The sequence below is a fragment of the Dechloromonas hortensis genome, from assembly GCF_009469765.1.
Lineage (GTDB): Bacteria > Pseudomonadota > Gammaproteobacteria > Burkholderiales > Rhodocyclaceae > Azonexus > Azonexus hortensis.
In genome coordinates this window covers 134,369-149,073 of record NZ_SSSQ01000007.1, presented here as the reverse complement: position 1 = coordinate 149,073, position 14,705 = coordinate 134,369, and the positions used below count along the sequence as shown (strand labels likewise).

Below are 14,705 nucleotides of genomic sequence, written 5' to 3'. Positions count from 1 at the left end.
AAACCATGAGCGATTTGCCGAAATGCCCGCAGTGCAGTTCTGAATTCACCTACGAAGACGGCAGCATGTACGTCTGCCCGGAGTGCGCCCACGAATGGAGCAAGGAAGCCGGCGCCGAGAGCGCCGAGCAGGCCAAGGTGTGGAAGGACGCCAACGGCAATGTGCTGCAGGACGGCGACACCGTCACCGTGATCAAGGACCTGAAGATCAAGGGCTCGTCGTCGGTCGTCAAGGTCGGCACCAAGGTCAAGAACATCCGCCTGATCGACGGCGATCACGACATCGACTGCAAGATCGACGGCATCGGCGCCATGCAGTTGAAGACGGAATTCGTCAAGAAGGTCTAAAGCAGCAACAACCCGCGGCGGGCGACGCCCCGCCGTCTCAACGCCCCAGCCCGGCCGCCCAGGCCTCGGCGGCCGGGCGGACGATCTCGATCCACGGCCCCGGGTAAATGCCGATCGCCACGATCATCACGATCAGCGCCACCAGCACGGCCCATTCGCGCGGCCGCAGATCCTGCGCCTGGCTCACTTCCGGCCGCGTCACCGGACCGAAGAAGGCCTTGCGATAAAGTGCCAGGAAGCCGCCGGCCGCGATCGACAGGCCAAACAGCGCCGCCATGCCGGCCCCGGTATGGCTGTGCAGCGCGGCGATGATCAACAGGAACTCGCCGGGAAAACTGCTGGTCCCCGGCATGCCGACCCCGGCCAGGCCGCAGATCAGGAAGCCGGTGGCAAGCAGCGGCATGGTTTTGGCGGCGCCGCCCAGGGCATGGATGTCGGTCGAACCGGTCCGCTGACGGAGGAATTCGAGAAGCAGGAAAGCGCCGCCGGTCGCCACCGAAAAACTGAGCAGCAGCGACACCGCGCCCTGCGTACCCTGCGCCGTGAAGGACGCCAGGCCGAGCACGGCCAGGCCGACGTGGCAGATGCTGGCGTAGGCCAGGCCGACCCGCAGATTGGTCTGGGCCAGCATGCCGACCGCGCCGTAGAGGATGGCGACGGTGCCGAGGCCGGCCAGCAGCCAGTGCATGTCCTGCGCCGCGGCCGGAGCCAGTGGCACGGCAAAGCGGATCAGGCCGAAAGCACCGAGCTTGAGGCCGAGCAGCAGGGCAGTCAGCGAGCCCGGCGCGGCCAGCGCGAACTGCGGCAACCAGGTATGCATCGGCACCAGCGGCACCTTGATGCCGAAACCGAGCAGGCAGAGCAGGAATACCGCCGTCTGCGTGGAGCGCGGCAGCTGGGCGTCGAGCAGCACGGTCAGGTCGAAGGTCGGCACAGGCTGGCTGGCGGCGAGCAGGACGAAAGCGAGCAGCAGCGGGATGCCGCCGGCCAGCATGAGCAGGAAATAGCGCGCCGCTGCCTGCGGGCTGCTGCTACTGACACCCCAGCGGCCGAGCAGGAAGTAGAGCGGCACCAGCGTCAGTTCCCAGAAGACGAAGAAAAGCACGGTGTCGAGGGCGCAAAAGATGCCGAGCATCGCCGTCTGCAACAGCAGCAACAGGCTGTAATGCAGCCGGGCCGAGGTCTGCACGACATTCCAGCAGGCGACCAGCGAACCGAGGAAGAGCAAGGCGGTGGCCGGCAGGAAGAGGATGGACAGGCCATCGACGCCGAGCCGGTAATGCACGTTCAGGCTGGCAATCCAACTCGCCTGTTCGAGCAACTGGAAGCGCGCCCCGGCCGGTTGGTAGGCGACCAGCGCCGCCACGCCGAGCGCCAGCGTCGCCAGCATGCTCGCCGCCGTCAGCCAGCGGGCGGCGCGGGCCGGCAGCAACCAGAGCAGGCCGGCGCCAAACAGGGGCAGGAAAACGAGCAGCGAGAGCAGCGGCAGTTTCATCGGACAAACCTCGCGGCCGCCGCCTGGCTGGCGCTTTCGGTCAGATGCAGCCAGGGTTCGGTGAAGAAGCCGATGGCCAGCATGGCGGCCAGCGCGATACCGCAGACGACATATTCCATGGGCAGCGTGCGGTCCACATCGTAGGCACCGCTTTTTGCCTGCGACAGGAAGGCCCGCTGGAAGGCCCAGAGCAGGAAGCCGGCGGCGGCAACGTTGCCGAGCGCGGTCGCCACCGTGAGCAGGGCGCCGAACTGGTCGATGGCCGCCTCAAGGATCAGATGGGCAGCGTCGAAACCCGGCGTGCCGGGCATGCCGACAATGGCCAGGCCAAAGCCGAGAAAGGCGATGGCGAGGAAGGGAATGCGCTCGAAGAGGCCGGACAGTTCGTGCAACTCGGTCGTCCCGGTACGGCGGAAAACGAAGCCAACGATGAACCACATGCCGGTCGCCGCCAAGCCAAAATTGGCAGCGAGCAACATCGCCCCCTGAATGCCGGCTTCGTGCAGACTGAACACGCCAATCACCAGCAGGCTGGTGTGGCTGACCACGGCAAAGGCAAGCAGGCGGCGCAGGTTGGTCTGCTGGAAAGCAAGCGCCGCGGTGAAGAAAACACCGGCCCCGGCAAAGCCGACGACGTAAGGCTGCCAGTACTCGACGGCGACCGGGGTCAGCGGAAGCACGAAGCGGAACATGCCGTAGATGCCGACCTTGACGCCGACCATCAGCGCCGGGGCGACGGCGATCAGGCCGTGCTGCGCCATGTTCGGCAGCCAGCCGTGCAGCGGAAAGAGCGGCGTGCGCACGGCCAGCCCGTAAAACAGCAGGTAGAAGGCCGCCGTCTGGAACTTGCCGACCGGCACCGCGCCGATCAGATCGAACAGGTCGAAACTCCAGCGTCCGGCATGCGCTTCGGCATGCCCCCAGCCGAGCACGACGCAGCCGGCGGCAAACAGCCCCCAGCCGAAAGCCTGGTACTGAACGAAGCGCGCCAGGGCCTGGGTTTCGGCATGCGACGAGGCCCAGCGCCGGAGCAGATAGACGACCGCCCACAATTCCAGCGCCGAAAAGGCGGCAAACCAGGCGACATTGAGCGTCACCAGCATCCCGACCAGGCCGGCCTCGGCCAGCAGCAGCACGGCGAACAGCCGGCCCGGCGAGATCATGCCGCGGCTCATGCCGTACAGCGTCATCAGGAACGTCAGCAAGGCGGCAACCAGCACGAAGATCAGGCTGACCCCATCGACCCCGACATGGTAGGCCAGCGGTGCGAAGCGCTCGGCCAGTTGCAGGGCGGCACTGGTCGGCTGGAGACGGCTGACGACGACAATGGCGAGCAGCAGTTCGGCCAGCGCGAAGAGCTTGCCGGCGAGGACTGCGGTCGACCGCTCCTTGAAGGCAAAAACCACGGCGGCGCCGAACAGCGGCAGCAATTGCAGGAGCAGCAGCAAGGGCAGGCCGGCCTGTTCGTACCAGAAAACTTCGCTGAGGCTGCCGAGCGTGCCGTTCATCACAGGATCACCACAAAAGTCGCCATCACCGCCATCATCAAATAGCGCGGCTGTTCGAGCAGGCCTTCCAGCGTGCGCAGATAGCTGCCCAGCCGGTGCAGCAGCTTTTCCGCCGTACCGCCGCGGCCGCGCAGCAGCAGGCGGTTCTCGATCCGCTGCAGGGCGTCCGAGACGGCGGCCAGCGCCCGGCCCGGCAAGCCGTCGGCAAGCACCAGCGGCCGCTCGGCATGGACCGCCTGGCCCTGCCCCGGCTGGCCGATGGCATGGTCGATGAAATGCTCCTCCAGGCCCCGCACGTCGCGGGCGAAGGAGACGGTCGGCTTGACGAGCAGGATCTCGCTCAGCTTGTCGAGCCAGAATCGCTGCAGCGCCGCCGTGTACAACAACTGGCTGCGGCACAGCCAGGCCGGCGGTGGCGGCGGCCGCTGCCGGGTCAGCACCAGCCAGGACGGCGCGAGCAGGAAGTGCCAGGCCCGCCAGGCGGCATGCAGGCAGAGATGGACGAGGGCCAGCGTCGTCCAGCCGAGGCCGATTTCGACGAACATCAGCGCCACCTGGAACACTGTGGCGAAGACCAGCGCCGACTTGACGTCGCTCTGCACCAGGCCGCACAGCCAGGCGTAGAGCGCGGTCAGCGCCCCGGCCAGGACCAGCCCGAACATCACGTCGGGCACCTGCAGCAACAGCGGCTCCAGGCGGAGCAGCAGATAAACCCCGGCATGGACCATCACCGCGCCGTAGAAAATGGCCGAGGACGGCGTCGGCCCTTCCAGCGCCCGGGTAATCCACGGCGTGAACGGCAGTTGCGCCGACTTGGCGAGGGCCGCGATGACAAAGCCGATGACCAGCAAACGGTCGTTCACCACGCTGATCTGCGAAGCCCTGGACAGCGCCGTCCATTCGAAACCGCCCAACCAGGCGGCGGCCAGCCCGAGCGCCAGCAAAAAGCCGGCATCGCCACCGCGATTGGTGATGAAGGCGAACAGCGCATTGCCGGTCGCCACCGGGCGCTGCCAGGCGTAGCCGATGAGCAGGAAGGAGGAAACACCGCACATCTCCCAGCCGACGAAGGCGAGCAAGCCGTTGCCGGCGAGCAGTACGAGCTGGATGCCGGCCAGGAAGAAGGAGAGCGCGATGAAGAAACGGTGAAAACCGGCCTCACGATGCAGGTAATTGGCCGAAAAACGGATGACCAGCCAGCCGATCAGCGCCGTCAGCGTACTGATGCTCAGCGACAGCGGGTCGAGCAGGAAGGAGAAGGTCGCCTCCCAGTTGCCACTGCCGAACCAGTGGCCGAGGCGGCGATGGCCTGGCGCACCGTGCGCCAGCGCCAGGCCATCGATCGCCAGCAGCAAGACGAGACCGGCGAAGGCGGCGAGCGAGGCGAGGTGGGCGGTGAGCGGCTCGGCCGCATCGCCGACCGCCCGCCCAAGCAGGACGCGGGCGGCGGTGACGACGACGGCGAGCAGCGGCAGGGCCGGGACCAGCCAGATGGCGTCGGACAGACTGTGCAACAGCGGATTCATGCGTGCGCCCCCAGGATGACGGCCGGCGGCAGCGGCCCCGATTCGCCGGCAAACCAGGCGGCCGACTGTGCCACCTGCGGCAGCACGGCCGACCCGGACCAGGGCAACCAGCCGCGGCGCGGGCAATACAGCGCGATGCCTGCGGTAAACGGGCATTTAGAAGCCAAAACGATCCAGGCGTTGTCGATCAGCTCCTGCAGCGGCGGCTGGCGCTGGAGAATCGCCGTCAGCACCGCCGGCGTCTGTTCGACGACGACGAGCAGACGCATCGGCTCGTGAATCTCGACCATCTGCCAGGGCAGACCGGTACGCAGATCGGAATCGGCGCCTTCCATGACACCGAACAGGCCGGTGATGTTGTGGGTGATTTTCGAACCGCAGCCGAAACGCTCGTTATCGACCGTCGAGAAATAGTATTCGAGGGCAATGCCGGCGCCGACCGGGCCGGCGGCCAGCAGGATGTTTTCGACGATGCCCCCGTCGTCGTCGCGGGTCGGATCATAGGAGATCAGGAAGACGCGGCGGTCGAGAAAGAGGCCGCGGCTCATCTGGCGACGGCCGATGAAGGCGGCGGCATTGGTCGCATGGCCGAGTTCGGGCCGGGCCTGCGAAATATCGTGGCCGCGCCCGACGACATGCTGCCGGGCCTGCCACGGCGACGGCTTGAACGGGGCCGAGGCCAGCCGGCGACAGCGCTCGGCGGCATGCGCCCGGCAGGCTTCGCTCAACTGCTGCAGCAGTTTGTCGAGCGCCGCCTGCAAAGGCTCGGGCACGCCGTCGAGGTCGTACCAGGCAATCGTGTCGTCGCAGGTATTGTGTTCGGCGGCGACAAACCAGGTGTTCTCGGGGATGCACAAGCCGCGTTCGGCCAGGCCGCGCCGGACCTCGGGGCGGTTGGCCATCGTCGCGAAGACGCGGGCGTTCGGCCCGCCGTGCCGGCCGGAACAGGCACCGCAATCGTAGGCCGAAAGGTGCGGATTGTTGCGGCTGCCGGAGCCGTGGCCGAGCAGCAAAACGAGTGGCGCGAAGCCGCCGCGCAAACCGATCATGCGCAGGAAGGCGGCGACCCGGTCGACCTGCTCGGCATCGCTAAAACCGGCTTGCGGCGCGCTCGGCGTGCCGGCTTCGCCGCTTGCCGCATTGAGCGCCAGCCGGCTGGCCACCGGCCCTTCGTAGCCGCGCCGCCAGCGCTGCAGTGCCTCGCCGAACCAGCCGGGGGCGAGCGTCGTCGCGGTCAGCGCAGCCAGCGCCGGCACGGCAGCCAGACTGCTCAGCAGCGGCCCGCCGAGCGCGCTGCGGCGTGTCGACTGATAGAGCCGCTCGCGCCAGCGCAGCCGTTTTTCGCGGCGGGCAGCATGGCTGGCCAGCGCCGCTTCGGCGCCGGGCGCCGCCGTTTCGCGGACCAGATGGGTCGGCTGGACGACGACCGGACAGAGCGCCGTCTTGTCGGCATCGTCCAGCCCCTGCCAGTAGATCGGCACGCCGAAAAAGCCGGCGGCGCCGTAAGTCGCGATATCCGGCGCGATCTCTTCGATATGCCGGCGCGTCCCTTCCTCACGGTCGTCCATGCACATGATGATCTGGGCCGACGGTATCGGCGGGCTGTACTGGCGCGACTGGTTGGCGGTCAGCGCGGCGAACAGCTGTTCGCGGTAATGGCGTTCGTAAGCCAACAGCCAGACCTGGCCGCGGGCTAGTTCGTCCAGGCTGTCGGCGACGGCGAGCAAGACCACGGCATCGTCGGGGCTCAGGCCGGCCGCTTCGGCCGGGGTCAGCGCCAGTTGCCCGAGCAGGCCGGCCAGCCGACGGGCCGCCACGGCCGGCGCCGTCGCCTGGCGGCTGGCGGCGATGCTGGCGGCCAGCGCTGCCCAGGCCGCGTCGTCCACTGGAGCATGTTCGTCCGGCTCAAGCAGGCGGGCGGCGCGGTGCTGCAACTCTTCGTTCAGCTCGCCCCGGCGCAGCGCGTCGCGAACCGCGAACTCGGCCAGCTCGCTGGTGAAATAGCCGCGCAATTCGTCGAAGCCCATCGCTACCCCAGTCAGCCGACGGATCAGGTCTTCGCAGAGCAGGCGTTCGAGCAGTACGCGCACGGCCAGGTAGTCGAGCATCGCGACGTTGGTGCCATCGCCGCCTTCCGGATGGCGGTCGCGCCACAGGAACATGCCGGCCCAGCCCGGCTGCTCCAGCGCCAGCCGTTCGAGGTAGCCCGGCCACAGTTGCTGGTCGGGCAGCAGGCGGCCCAGTTCATCGACCAACACGTCGATCGCCTGTTCAGGCAGATGGACGATCTCTTCGCGGACGCTGTGCAGATCGTCGATTTCCCAGGCCAGGTCTTGCCCGGCGCTGGCCCGCCAGGCGGCGAAGAAGCCCTGCCCTTGAGCCGGGTTGCGCCAGGCGGCGACGCCGAGATCGAGATGGGCGGCGAGATGGCGCTGCAAGCTGCTACGCACTTTTTCCAGCACATCCTCGCCGCTCAGGTATTCGAGCAGGCTGCGCAGCGTCCAATCCCGGCCGACTCGCCCGCAGAGCGCATTCCAGCGGGCCAGCGCGGCCACTTCCCAACTGGTGGGCACATCCTGGGCAATTCCTGCGGTCAACGTGCTGGAAATGGCAAAAATGGGGTCGGGCAAGCCGCCCGTTTCGCGTTCCGCCCAGGCTTCGCGGTTCGCCGTCGGCGGGGTCAGCGGCTCGAGCAGACTGGCGGCCAGGATGTCCCGCCGGTGCAGGCCGCGGATCACTTCCGTATCGAGCCCGGCCAGGCCGGCATCGTCGAGCGCGGCCTGCAGATCCGCCGGGCCGATCCGGCCGGCGGCATAGGCCGCCTGAAAATTGGCCTCCGACCAATAGACCTGGGCGCCGCTCAGGCGTCGGGCAGCGGCCAGGGCTTCGGGGAAAGGCAGGTGCTGGAAGCCGTGCAGCGTGTTGTGATGGACGAAATCGCGGATCGGCGCTTGCGCCGGCAGGATGTGGCAGAGGTGCTCAACCCAGTGCTGCAGGCGCTCGCGGATCGGCAGATCGTCCAGGTCGCCCGCCATCTCAACTCCCGAACAAACGGCTGAGCTGGCCGACGCTGCCCGCCACCAGATCGAGCAGCGGCGCCGGCCACAGGCCGAGCAGCAGCAGCGCGGCGCAGAGAATGGCGGCGGCGCTCGTCTCGGTCCGCGTCATGTCGGCCAGCACCATTGCCGGGCCCGGCAGGCACAGCCGACCGATGACGCGCAGGCTGTAAGCGGCACCGATCAGCATCGCCAGACCGAGCAGCAGCACCCAGCCACCCCAGCGCACGAAGCCACCGAGCAGCGCATGCAGTTCGGCGATGAAGCCGGCACTGCCCGGCAGGCCAATCGCGGCGAGCAGCGCAAAAGCGATGAAGAAGGCAAAGCGCGGCGCCCTGCCGAGCAGCGAGTTGTAGTCGGCCAGATCGCGGCTGTGCGTGCGCTGGTAAAGCAGGCCGACGATCAGGAACAGGGTGCCGGCGCTCAACCCGTGAGCCACCATCTGGAACACCGCGCCGGTCAGGCCGGTGACGTTCAGCGTGGCGATGCCGAGCAGGACGACGCCCATATGCGAGATCGACGAGTAGGCGACCATCGCCTTCAAGTCCTGCTGCCGCCAGGCGAGGATGCCACCGTAGAGCAGGCTGATCAAGGCCAGGATGGCCAACCAGTCCTGCGTCGCCAGCAAGGCGGCAGGCAGCGTTTCCGCGGCGCGGATCAGGCCGTAGGCGCCCATTTTCAGCAGCACGCCGGAGAGCAGGATGGAGACCGGGCTCGGCGCCTCGACGTGGGCCAGCGGCAACCAGCCGTGCAGCGGAAAAACCGGCATCTTGACGCCGAAGCCGATGAACAGGCCGGCGAAGATCAGCAATTGCGTCGGCAGCGGCAGGCCTCGCCCGCCCTCGGCCATGTCGGCCATCGCAAAGCTGTGGCCGGGCGCTGCGTCGTAGAGAAAGAGCAGCGCGACCAGCATGAAGACCGAACCGCCCAGCGTGTACAGAAAGAAATTGAGCGCCGCCTTCTGCCGGTTCGGGCCGCCCAGGCGGTCGATCAGGAAGAACAGCGGCAACAGCGTCGCCTCCCAGAAGACATAGAACAGCGACCAGTCGCGAGCGGTGAACACGCCGAACATCGCCGACTCGAGGAGCAGGACGAGCACGAAATAGAGCCGCGCCCCCGCCTCCATCCGCCGCGACACAAGCACGGCGACCAGGCTGAGCAAGGCGGTCAACAGCAGCATGGCCAGCGAAATGCCATCGACGCCGAGGGCGAAGTAGGTACCGAGCCGGGCATTCCAGGCCCGGCTGTCGAACATCTGGATCGCCGCACCGGCCGGGTCGAAGCGTGCCGCCAGCCAGCCGACATAGGCCAGCGCCGCCAGCGCGAACAGCATCGTCAACTGCCACAACGGCAAGGCGCGCCGGGCCGGCAGCACAGCCACCGCCGCCGCCCCCAGCACCGGCATGAAAACCAGCACCTTCAACACGCCCCACCCCTCCACCGGTTTTGGCAACCGTCATTATTTTGATTTTGTGATTATGCCAGTGCCAACGCGCTTGCTGGCAAGCCCGGCCGGTTTGACAGCAAAACGGGCCTTCGCTAAATTCGCCGCTTACCCCAACCCCAGATCAAATCATCATAAGGAGATCACCATGGCCGTTCTCGTTGGCAAGCCAGCCCCCGATTTCACCGCCACTGCCGTCTACGGCAACAATGAAATCAAGGACCTGACGCTCTCCCACTTCAAGGGCAAGCCGGTTGTCCTGTTCTTCTACCCGCTCGACTTCACCTTCGTCTGCCCATCCGAACTGATCGCCTTCGATCACCGCCTGGAAGAATTCAAGCAGCGCGGCGTCGAAGTGATCGGCGTTTCCATCGATTCCCAGTTCACCCACCTGGCCTGGAAGAACACCGCAGTCAAGGACGGCGGCATCGGCCAGGTCGGCTATCCGCTGGTCGCCGACATCAAGCACGACATCTGCCGCGCCTACGACGTCGAACTCGAAGAAGCCGGCGTTGCGCTGCGCGGCTCCTTCCTGATCGACAAGAATGGTGTCGTCATGCACCAGGTCGTCAACATGCTGCCGCTCGGCCGCAACATCGACGAAATGCTGCGCATGGTCGATGCCCTGCAATTCTTCGAAGAGCATGGCGAAGTCTGCCCGGCCGGCTGGAACAAGGGCAAACCCGGCATGGTCGCCTCGACCGAAGGCGTCGCCGCCTACCTGGCGAAGAACGCTCGCAAACTGTAAGCGACCCAGAAAACGTACTGCTGGACGGTACGCTTTCTGCCAACCCCGATTACCGCTTGGTGATCGGGGTTTTTTTACGCTACAAAAACAAGCCGGAAGGGGCTAGAATTTAGCACTTTTGCAATTCTGGAAAAATGATGGCCGACTCGGAATTTCTCAGCACCCGCCAGGCGGCACTGCGCCTTGGTGTTTCTCTGGGCACTGTGCAGAACATGGTGGAGAGTGGCGCGCTGGAAGCCTGGAAGACAGCGGGCGGCCATCGCCGTATCCCGACCGCCTCGGTCGAGGCCATGCTGGCTCGACGCCGGACACTGACCCCGAGCGCCCAGGAAGCCGGCGGACAACTGGACGTCCTGATTGCCGAAGACGACCCGACGCTGCAGGCGCTGTACCGTGCCACCTTCGAACACTGGAACCTGCCGATCAAGCTGCGCCTGGTCAATAACGGTTTCGAAGGACTGATGCAGGTCGGCCAGAACGCCCCCGACATCCTGATTGCCGACCTGATGATGCCGGGCATGGACGGTTTCGAAATGATCCGCCATCTGAGGGCCAACCCGGACCTCGCCAGGATGGACATCATCGTCGTCAGCGCCATCGACCGAGAGGAAATCCTGCAAAAGGGCGTGCCAGGCGATGTCACCATCTTCGGCAAACCGATTCCATTCCACGAAATCAAGGGCTTCCTGCTCGGCCGACTGGCCGCCCGCCAGCGCCCCTACTGATCGAACGAACAGCACCTCATTCAGGTGCTGTTTTGCCATTCAGCCGCCCCTCTTTGCCGCCAGTTGGGCCGGCTTCAAAAAAAATATACGCAGGAGACATTCATGGGGTTGTTTGGAAAAAGTGCTTCGCTCAACAAGATCGACCGTGACCTGGCCGCCATTGCCGAAGGTAGCGCCGATCTCTCGCTGACCGTCGGAACGACGGGCCACGATGCCGAAGGGCGAATTTCGGCCAATATCAACCGCTTTTTCAGCCGCGTCCGCGGCCTGATCTCCCACGCCCGCGAACGCAGCGTCAGCATTGCCGCCGACGCCGCCCGCATGAACCACCTGGTCCAACTGACCGACGACGCGGTACGGCGCCAGGAAGCGCTGGCCAGTGCCGTTTTTGAATCGAGCAACCGGGTCAATATGGCGGTCGGCGAAGTCGCCAGCAACTCCGATGCAATCCAGGCCTCGACCAAGAACAACCTCGACCTCGCACAACGCTCGCTGACCCAGATGGAAACCGTGGCAAGCACGATGCGCTCGACCAACCAGCATATCGAGCACTTCTCGTCCACGGTTGGCGAACTGCACACCAGTTCGATGAAAATCAACGAAATCGTCTCGCTGATCAACGATATTTCCGACCAGACCAACCTGCTCGCCCTCAATGCGGCGATCGAGGCGGCCCGGGCCGGAGAAGCCGGTCGCGGCTTTGCCGTGGTCGCCGACGAAGTGCGAAAACTGGCGGAAAAGGTCAAGACGGCAACCCAGGTCATTGGCCAGAATACCCAGTCGATGATCAACCTCGTTTCCGACACTTCGGCCAAGACGCAGACCATCGTCGGCGAGGTCACCCGCGCCAACGAATACATCGAAACCTCGGCCAGCGACCTGACCACGATGGTTGGCGATTTCCGGCGGACAACCGAACAGTTGTCGACGATTTCTTCCGCCATTTACAACCTGCGCGAAAGCAACCAGACGATTCACGGCGAAGTCGAGGAAATCCGCAATCATTCGCTCGATATCTCGGGCCGCATGAAGCAGTGTCTCGATTCGGCGAAAACCCTGCGCGAATCGACCGAAGACCTGCAATGCACGCTGGCCGATTTCCGCACCGGCAACAGCAAATTCGATACGCTGCACGACAAGTGCGCCGCCTTCCGCGACAACGTGGCCACCATCCTGCAACGCCTGTCCGAACGCGGCGTCAATGTTTTCGACCAGGCCTACAAGGACATCCCCGGCTCCAACCCAAAACGCTTCACGACGGCATACGACGGCCAGTGCGACAGCGAACTGACCCGTCTGTACGACGACACGCTGCGCGACATTCCCGGGCTGACCTACTCGCTGGCCGTCGACAGCAACGGCTACGCCCCGGCCCACAACGGCATCTTCTCGAATGCCCCGAGCGGCGACCCGGCCATCGACCTGACCAAATGCCGGCACAAGCGCATCTTCAACGACCCGGTCGGCATCAAACTGGCCCGCAACCAGAAATCCTCGTTGTTCCAGACCTATGTCCGCGACACCGGCGAAATCCTCAACGACCTCTCGATGCCGATTGTCATCAACGGCCGGCACTGGGGCGCGGTCCGTATCGGCTTCAAATCCGACATGGTCGTTTGAAATCAACGACTTCCACATTGGGTTTGATATTAATCAAACAACATAACTTCCTGGCATATGACAATGCGCTGATGCCAGAAGCAATACTCCCCCCCTCCCCCTGCCACAGGACGGCATGAAGCTCCGGGCCAAAATCTGGCTCTGGATGGGGGGGCTGATGCTTGCCTCGCTGGCCTTGAGCCTCGCCCTCAACTATTACAAGCTCGAACGCTACGTCGAGCAGAGTGCCTATCAGGAAGCTCTCAACCTGCGCGCCACGCTGATGGCGGTGCGCCGCGTCTATCACCATCAGTTCATCGACAGCGGCATCGAGCTGACCGACAAGACGCTCGGTTTTCTGCCGGCCCACGCCATGTCGCGCATATCAGCCGATCTGCACAACTGGTCGAAAGGCGGCCTGATTTTCAACAATGTCTCGGATACGCCGCGCAACCCGGCCAACCAGGCCGATGCCGATGAAATGCGGGCCATCGAATGGTTTCGCAGCCATCCCAAGGACAGTGAGTTCAAGCAGGAAATCGGCGGCGCCCAGGGCGAGCGCTACTTCCACTTCACCAGCCCGATCTGGGTTGAGGCTTACTGCCTGCAATGCCACGGCAGCCGCGAGAGCGCCCCGGAACCGATCCGCCGCCAGTACGACAAGGCCTATGACTACAAGCTGGGCGACCTGCGCGGCGTGATGAGCATCAAGATTCCCTTGCGCGATGTCCGGGAACGCACGCAGCAACTCTGGCTCGGCAACCTGTTAAACCAGATGCTCGGGTTCGGCATCGTCTTTCTGGCCCTCGGCTGGCTGATCTCCCGCCAGGTTGCCCGGCGCCTGGCCAACCTGGAAGCCAAGGCCGGCGATTTTGCCGCCGGCAACTTCAAGGCCCGCAGCGACGAGCAGGCCAGCGACGAAATAGGCACGCTGGCCCGATCGTTCAACCAGATGGCCGGGACCATCGAGGAGCGCGACCGCAGCCTGAGCGATGTGGTCAGGGAATTGCAGCGCAACGCCGCCGAACTGGAAGCGGAGCGCGCCCTGCTCGAACGCCGGGTGGCCGAGCGCACCTCGGAGCTGGTCAGCGCCAAGAATGAAGCGGAACAGGCCAGTCGGGCGAAGAGTGCCTTCGTCGCCAACATGAGCCACGAAATCCGCACGCCGATGAATGCCATCATCGGCTTCACGCATCAGCTCCGCAAACACGCCAGCGACAGCGAGACGCAGCATCAGTTGGCGCAGATCACGCATTCGGCCGACCATCTGCTCGACATCATCAACAATATTCTCGACATCTCGAAAATCGAATCCGGCAAGCTGCAGATCGAGCAACGCGAGTTCAACGCCAAACGACTGCTCGAAGATGCCATCCAGTCGCTGGCCGACAAATGGCAGGCCAAAAAGCTCAAGCTACACTGCGAAATCGCCCCCGGCCTTGATCACCTGTTCCTCGGTGCGCCCTTGCAGCTCAAGCAGATCGCCCTCAACCTGTTGAGCAATGCGATCAAGTTCACCAAGTCGGGCAGCATTACGGTCCGCGCCGAAATCAGTGAGGAAAGCCCGGCCATTACCTGGCTGCGTCTGGAAGTCATCGACACCGGCATCGGCATCTCGCCGGAGAGCCGGGTTCGCCTGTTCCAAGCCTTTGAACAGGCCGACATGTCGACGACACGCCAGTTCGGCGGGACCGGGCTCGGGCTCGCCATCTGCCGGCGCCTCAGCGAACTGATGGGCGGCCAGATCGGGGTCGACAGCGAATTGGGCCAGGGCAGCCGCTTCTGGTGCGCGATTCCGCTGTTGCCGATCAAGGATGCCGACGCCCGGCAAACCGCCGGCACCGGATCGCAAGCCGCCGAGCAGGCCCTGCGCCAGCGCTTTGCCAACGCCCGCTTGCTGATTGCCGAAGACAACCCGATCAACATGGAAGTGGCGCTGGCCATCCTGCATGACATCGGCTGGGCTATCGATACCGCCGACAACGGCCGGGAAGCCCTCGACCTGGCCGCTCGCAATGCTTATGACCTGATCTTGATGGACATGCAGATGCCGACCATGGATGGCATTGAAGCCACCCGGCTGATCCGGCAATTGCCGGCACATGCCCGGACGCCGATCATCGCGATGACGGCCAATGCCTTTGAGGAAGATCGCCAGCTGTGCCTGAAGGCCGGCATGAGCGACCACATCGGCAAGCCGGTCGACCCGGGGCAACTCTACAAACTACTGCTGCACTGGCTGGAAACGCGGCGCTAG

The 14,705-nt window shown here is 65.1% G+C and carries 10 protein-coding genes; 5 read left to right on the top strand and 5 right to left on the bottom strand.

The features are described 5' to 3' along the window. The first annotated feature begins 5 nt into the window (after nucleotides 1–5). Nucleotides 6–347: a zinc ribbon domain-containing protein YjdM gene (locus GH663_RS12850; protein WP_066881105.1), complete on the top strand. Its 342-nt coding sequence runs from the start codon at nucleotides 6–8 to the stop codon at nucleotides 345–347. Nucleotides 348–384: 37 nt separating this feature from the next. On the opposite strand, the gene GH663_RS12845 is transcribed toward GH663_RS12850, so the two are convergent. From GH663_RS12845 to GH663_RS12825, 5 genes are read right to left on the bottom strand one after another with little or no spacing between them, the layout of a single operon-like run. Further along, the gene (locus GH663_RS12845) at nucleotides 385–1,842 is read right to left on the bottom strand and encodes a complex I subunit 4 family protein (RefSeq protein WP_153132141.1); all 1,458 of its coding nucleotides are present in this window, start codon (nucleotides 1,840–1,842) and stop codon (nucleotides 385–387) included. Next, the gene (locus GH663_RS12840) at nucleotides 1,839–3,350 is read right to left on the bottom strand and encodes a complex I subunit 4 family protein (protein WP_153132140.1); all 1,512 of its coding nucleotides are present in this window, start codon (nucleotides 3,348–3,350) and stop codon (nucleotides 1,839–1,841) included. The genes GH663_RS12845 and GH663_RS12840 overlap by 4 nt, the downstream gene beginning before the upstream one ends. After that, nucleotides 3,350–4,876 (bottom strand): proton-conducting transporter transmembrane domain-containing protein, encoded by a 1,527-nt coding sequence (locus tag GH663_RS12835; RefSeq protein WP_153132139.1) that lies wholly within the window; start codon nucleotides 4,874–4,876, stop codon nucleotides 3,350–3,352. Before GH663_RS12835 ends, GH663_RS12840 begins: the two co-directional genes overlap by 1 nt. Next, on the bottom strand, nucleotides 4,873–7,911 hold the full coding sequence (locus GH663_RS12830; RefSeq protein WP_153132138.1) for a DUF2309 domain-containing protein: 3,039 nt from the start codon (nucleotides 7,909–7,911) through the stop codon (nucleotides 4,873–4,875). The genes GH663_RS12835 and GH663_RS12830 overlap by 4 nt, the downstream gene beginning before the upstream one ends. A gap of 1 nt (nucleotide 7,912) precedes the next feature. Then, entirely contained in the window at nucleotides 7,913–9,358 is a 1,446-nt protein-coding gene (locus tag GH663_RS12825) for a complex I subunit 4 family protein (RefSeq protein WP_153132137.1), read from the bottom strand. Between the two features lie 166 nt (nucleotides 9,359–9,524). Between GH663_RS12825 and GH663_RS12820 the strand changes: the two genes are divergently transcribed. The 4 genes from GH663_RS12820 (at nucleotide 9,525) to GH663_RS12805 (ending at nucleotide 14,705) form a co-directional block, all read left to right on the top strand. After that, on the top strand, nucleotides 9,525–10,124 hold the full coding sequence (locus GH663_RS12820; RefSeq protein ID WP_153132136.1) for a peroxiredoxin: 600 nt from the start codon (nucleotides 9,525–9,527) through the stop codon (nucleotides 10,122–10,124). A 134-nt stretch (nucleotides 10,125–10,258) separates the two neighbouring features. Then, on the top strand, nucleotides 10,259–10,849 hold the full coding sequence (locus GH663_RS12815; protein ID WP_343029831.1) for a response regulator: 591 nt from the start codon (nucleotides 10,259–10,261) through the stop codon (nucleotides 10,847–10,849). Between the two features lie 102 nt (nucleotides 10,850–10,951). Continuing rightward, a complete protein-coding gene (locus tag GH663_RS12810) occupies nucleotides 10,952–12,469 on the top strand; it encodes a methyl-accepting chemotaxis protein (RefSeq protein WP_153132135.1) in 1,518 nt (505 codons plus the stop codon). Nucleotides 12,470–12,584: 115 nt separating this feature from the next. Next, nucleotides 12,585–14,705 carry a c-type heme family protein gene (locus GH663_RS12805; protein WP_153132134.1) on the top strand — a complete coding sequence of 707 codons (2,121 nt, stop codon included), beginning with the start codon at nucleotides 12,585–12,587 and terminating at the stop codon, nucleotides 14,703–14,705.

Bases quoted from the DNA above. Each gene is read 5' to 3' on its own strand.
- GH663_RS12850 (WP_066881105.1), top strand. From the start codon at position 6: ATGAGCGATTTGCCGAAATGCCCGCAGTGCAGTTCTGAATTCACCTAC.
- GH663_RS12845 (WP_153132141.1), bottom strand. From the start codon at position 1,842: ATGAAACTGCCGCTGCTCTCGCTGCTCGTTTTCCTGCCCCTGTTTGGC.
- GH663_RS12840 (WP_153132140.1), bottom strand. From the start codon at position 3,350: ATGAACGGCACGCTCGGCAGCCTCAGCGAAGTTTTCTGGTACGAACAG.
- GH663_RS12835 (WP_153132139.1), bottom strand. From the start codon at position 4,876: ATGAATCCGCTGTTGCACAGTCTGTCCGACGCCATCTGGCTGGTCCCG.
- GH663_RS12830 (WP_153132138.1), bottom strand. From the start codon at position 7,911: ATGGCGGGCGACCTGGACGATCTGCCGATCCGCGAGCGCCTGCAGCAC.
- GH663_RS12820 (WP_153132136.1), top strand. From the start codon at position 9,525: ATGGCCGTTCTCGTTGGCAAGCCAGCCCCCGATTTCACCGCCACTGCC.
- GH663_RS12815 (WP_343029831.1), top strand. From the start codon at position 10,259: ATGATGGCCGACTCGGAATTTCTCAGCACCCGCCAGGCGGCACTGCGC.
- GH663_RS12810 (WP_153132135.1), top strand. From the start codon at position 10,952: ATGGGGTTGTTTGGAAAAAGTGCTTCGCTCAACAAGATCGACCGTGAC.
- GH663_RS12805 (WP_153132134.1), top strand. From the start codon at position 12,585: ATGAAGCTCCGGGCCAAAATCTGGCTCTGGATGGGGGGGCTGATGCTT.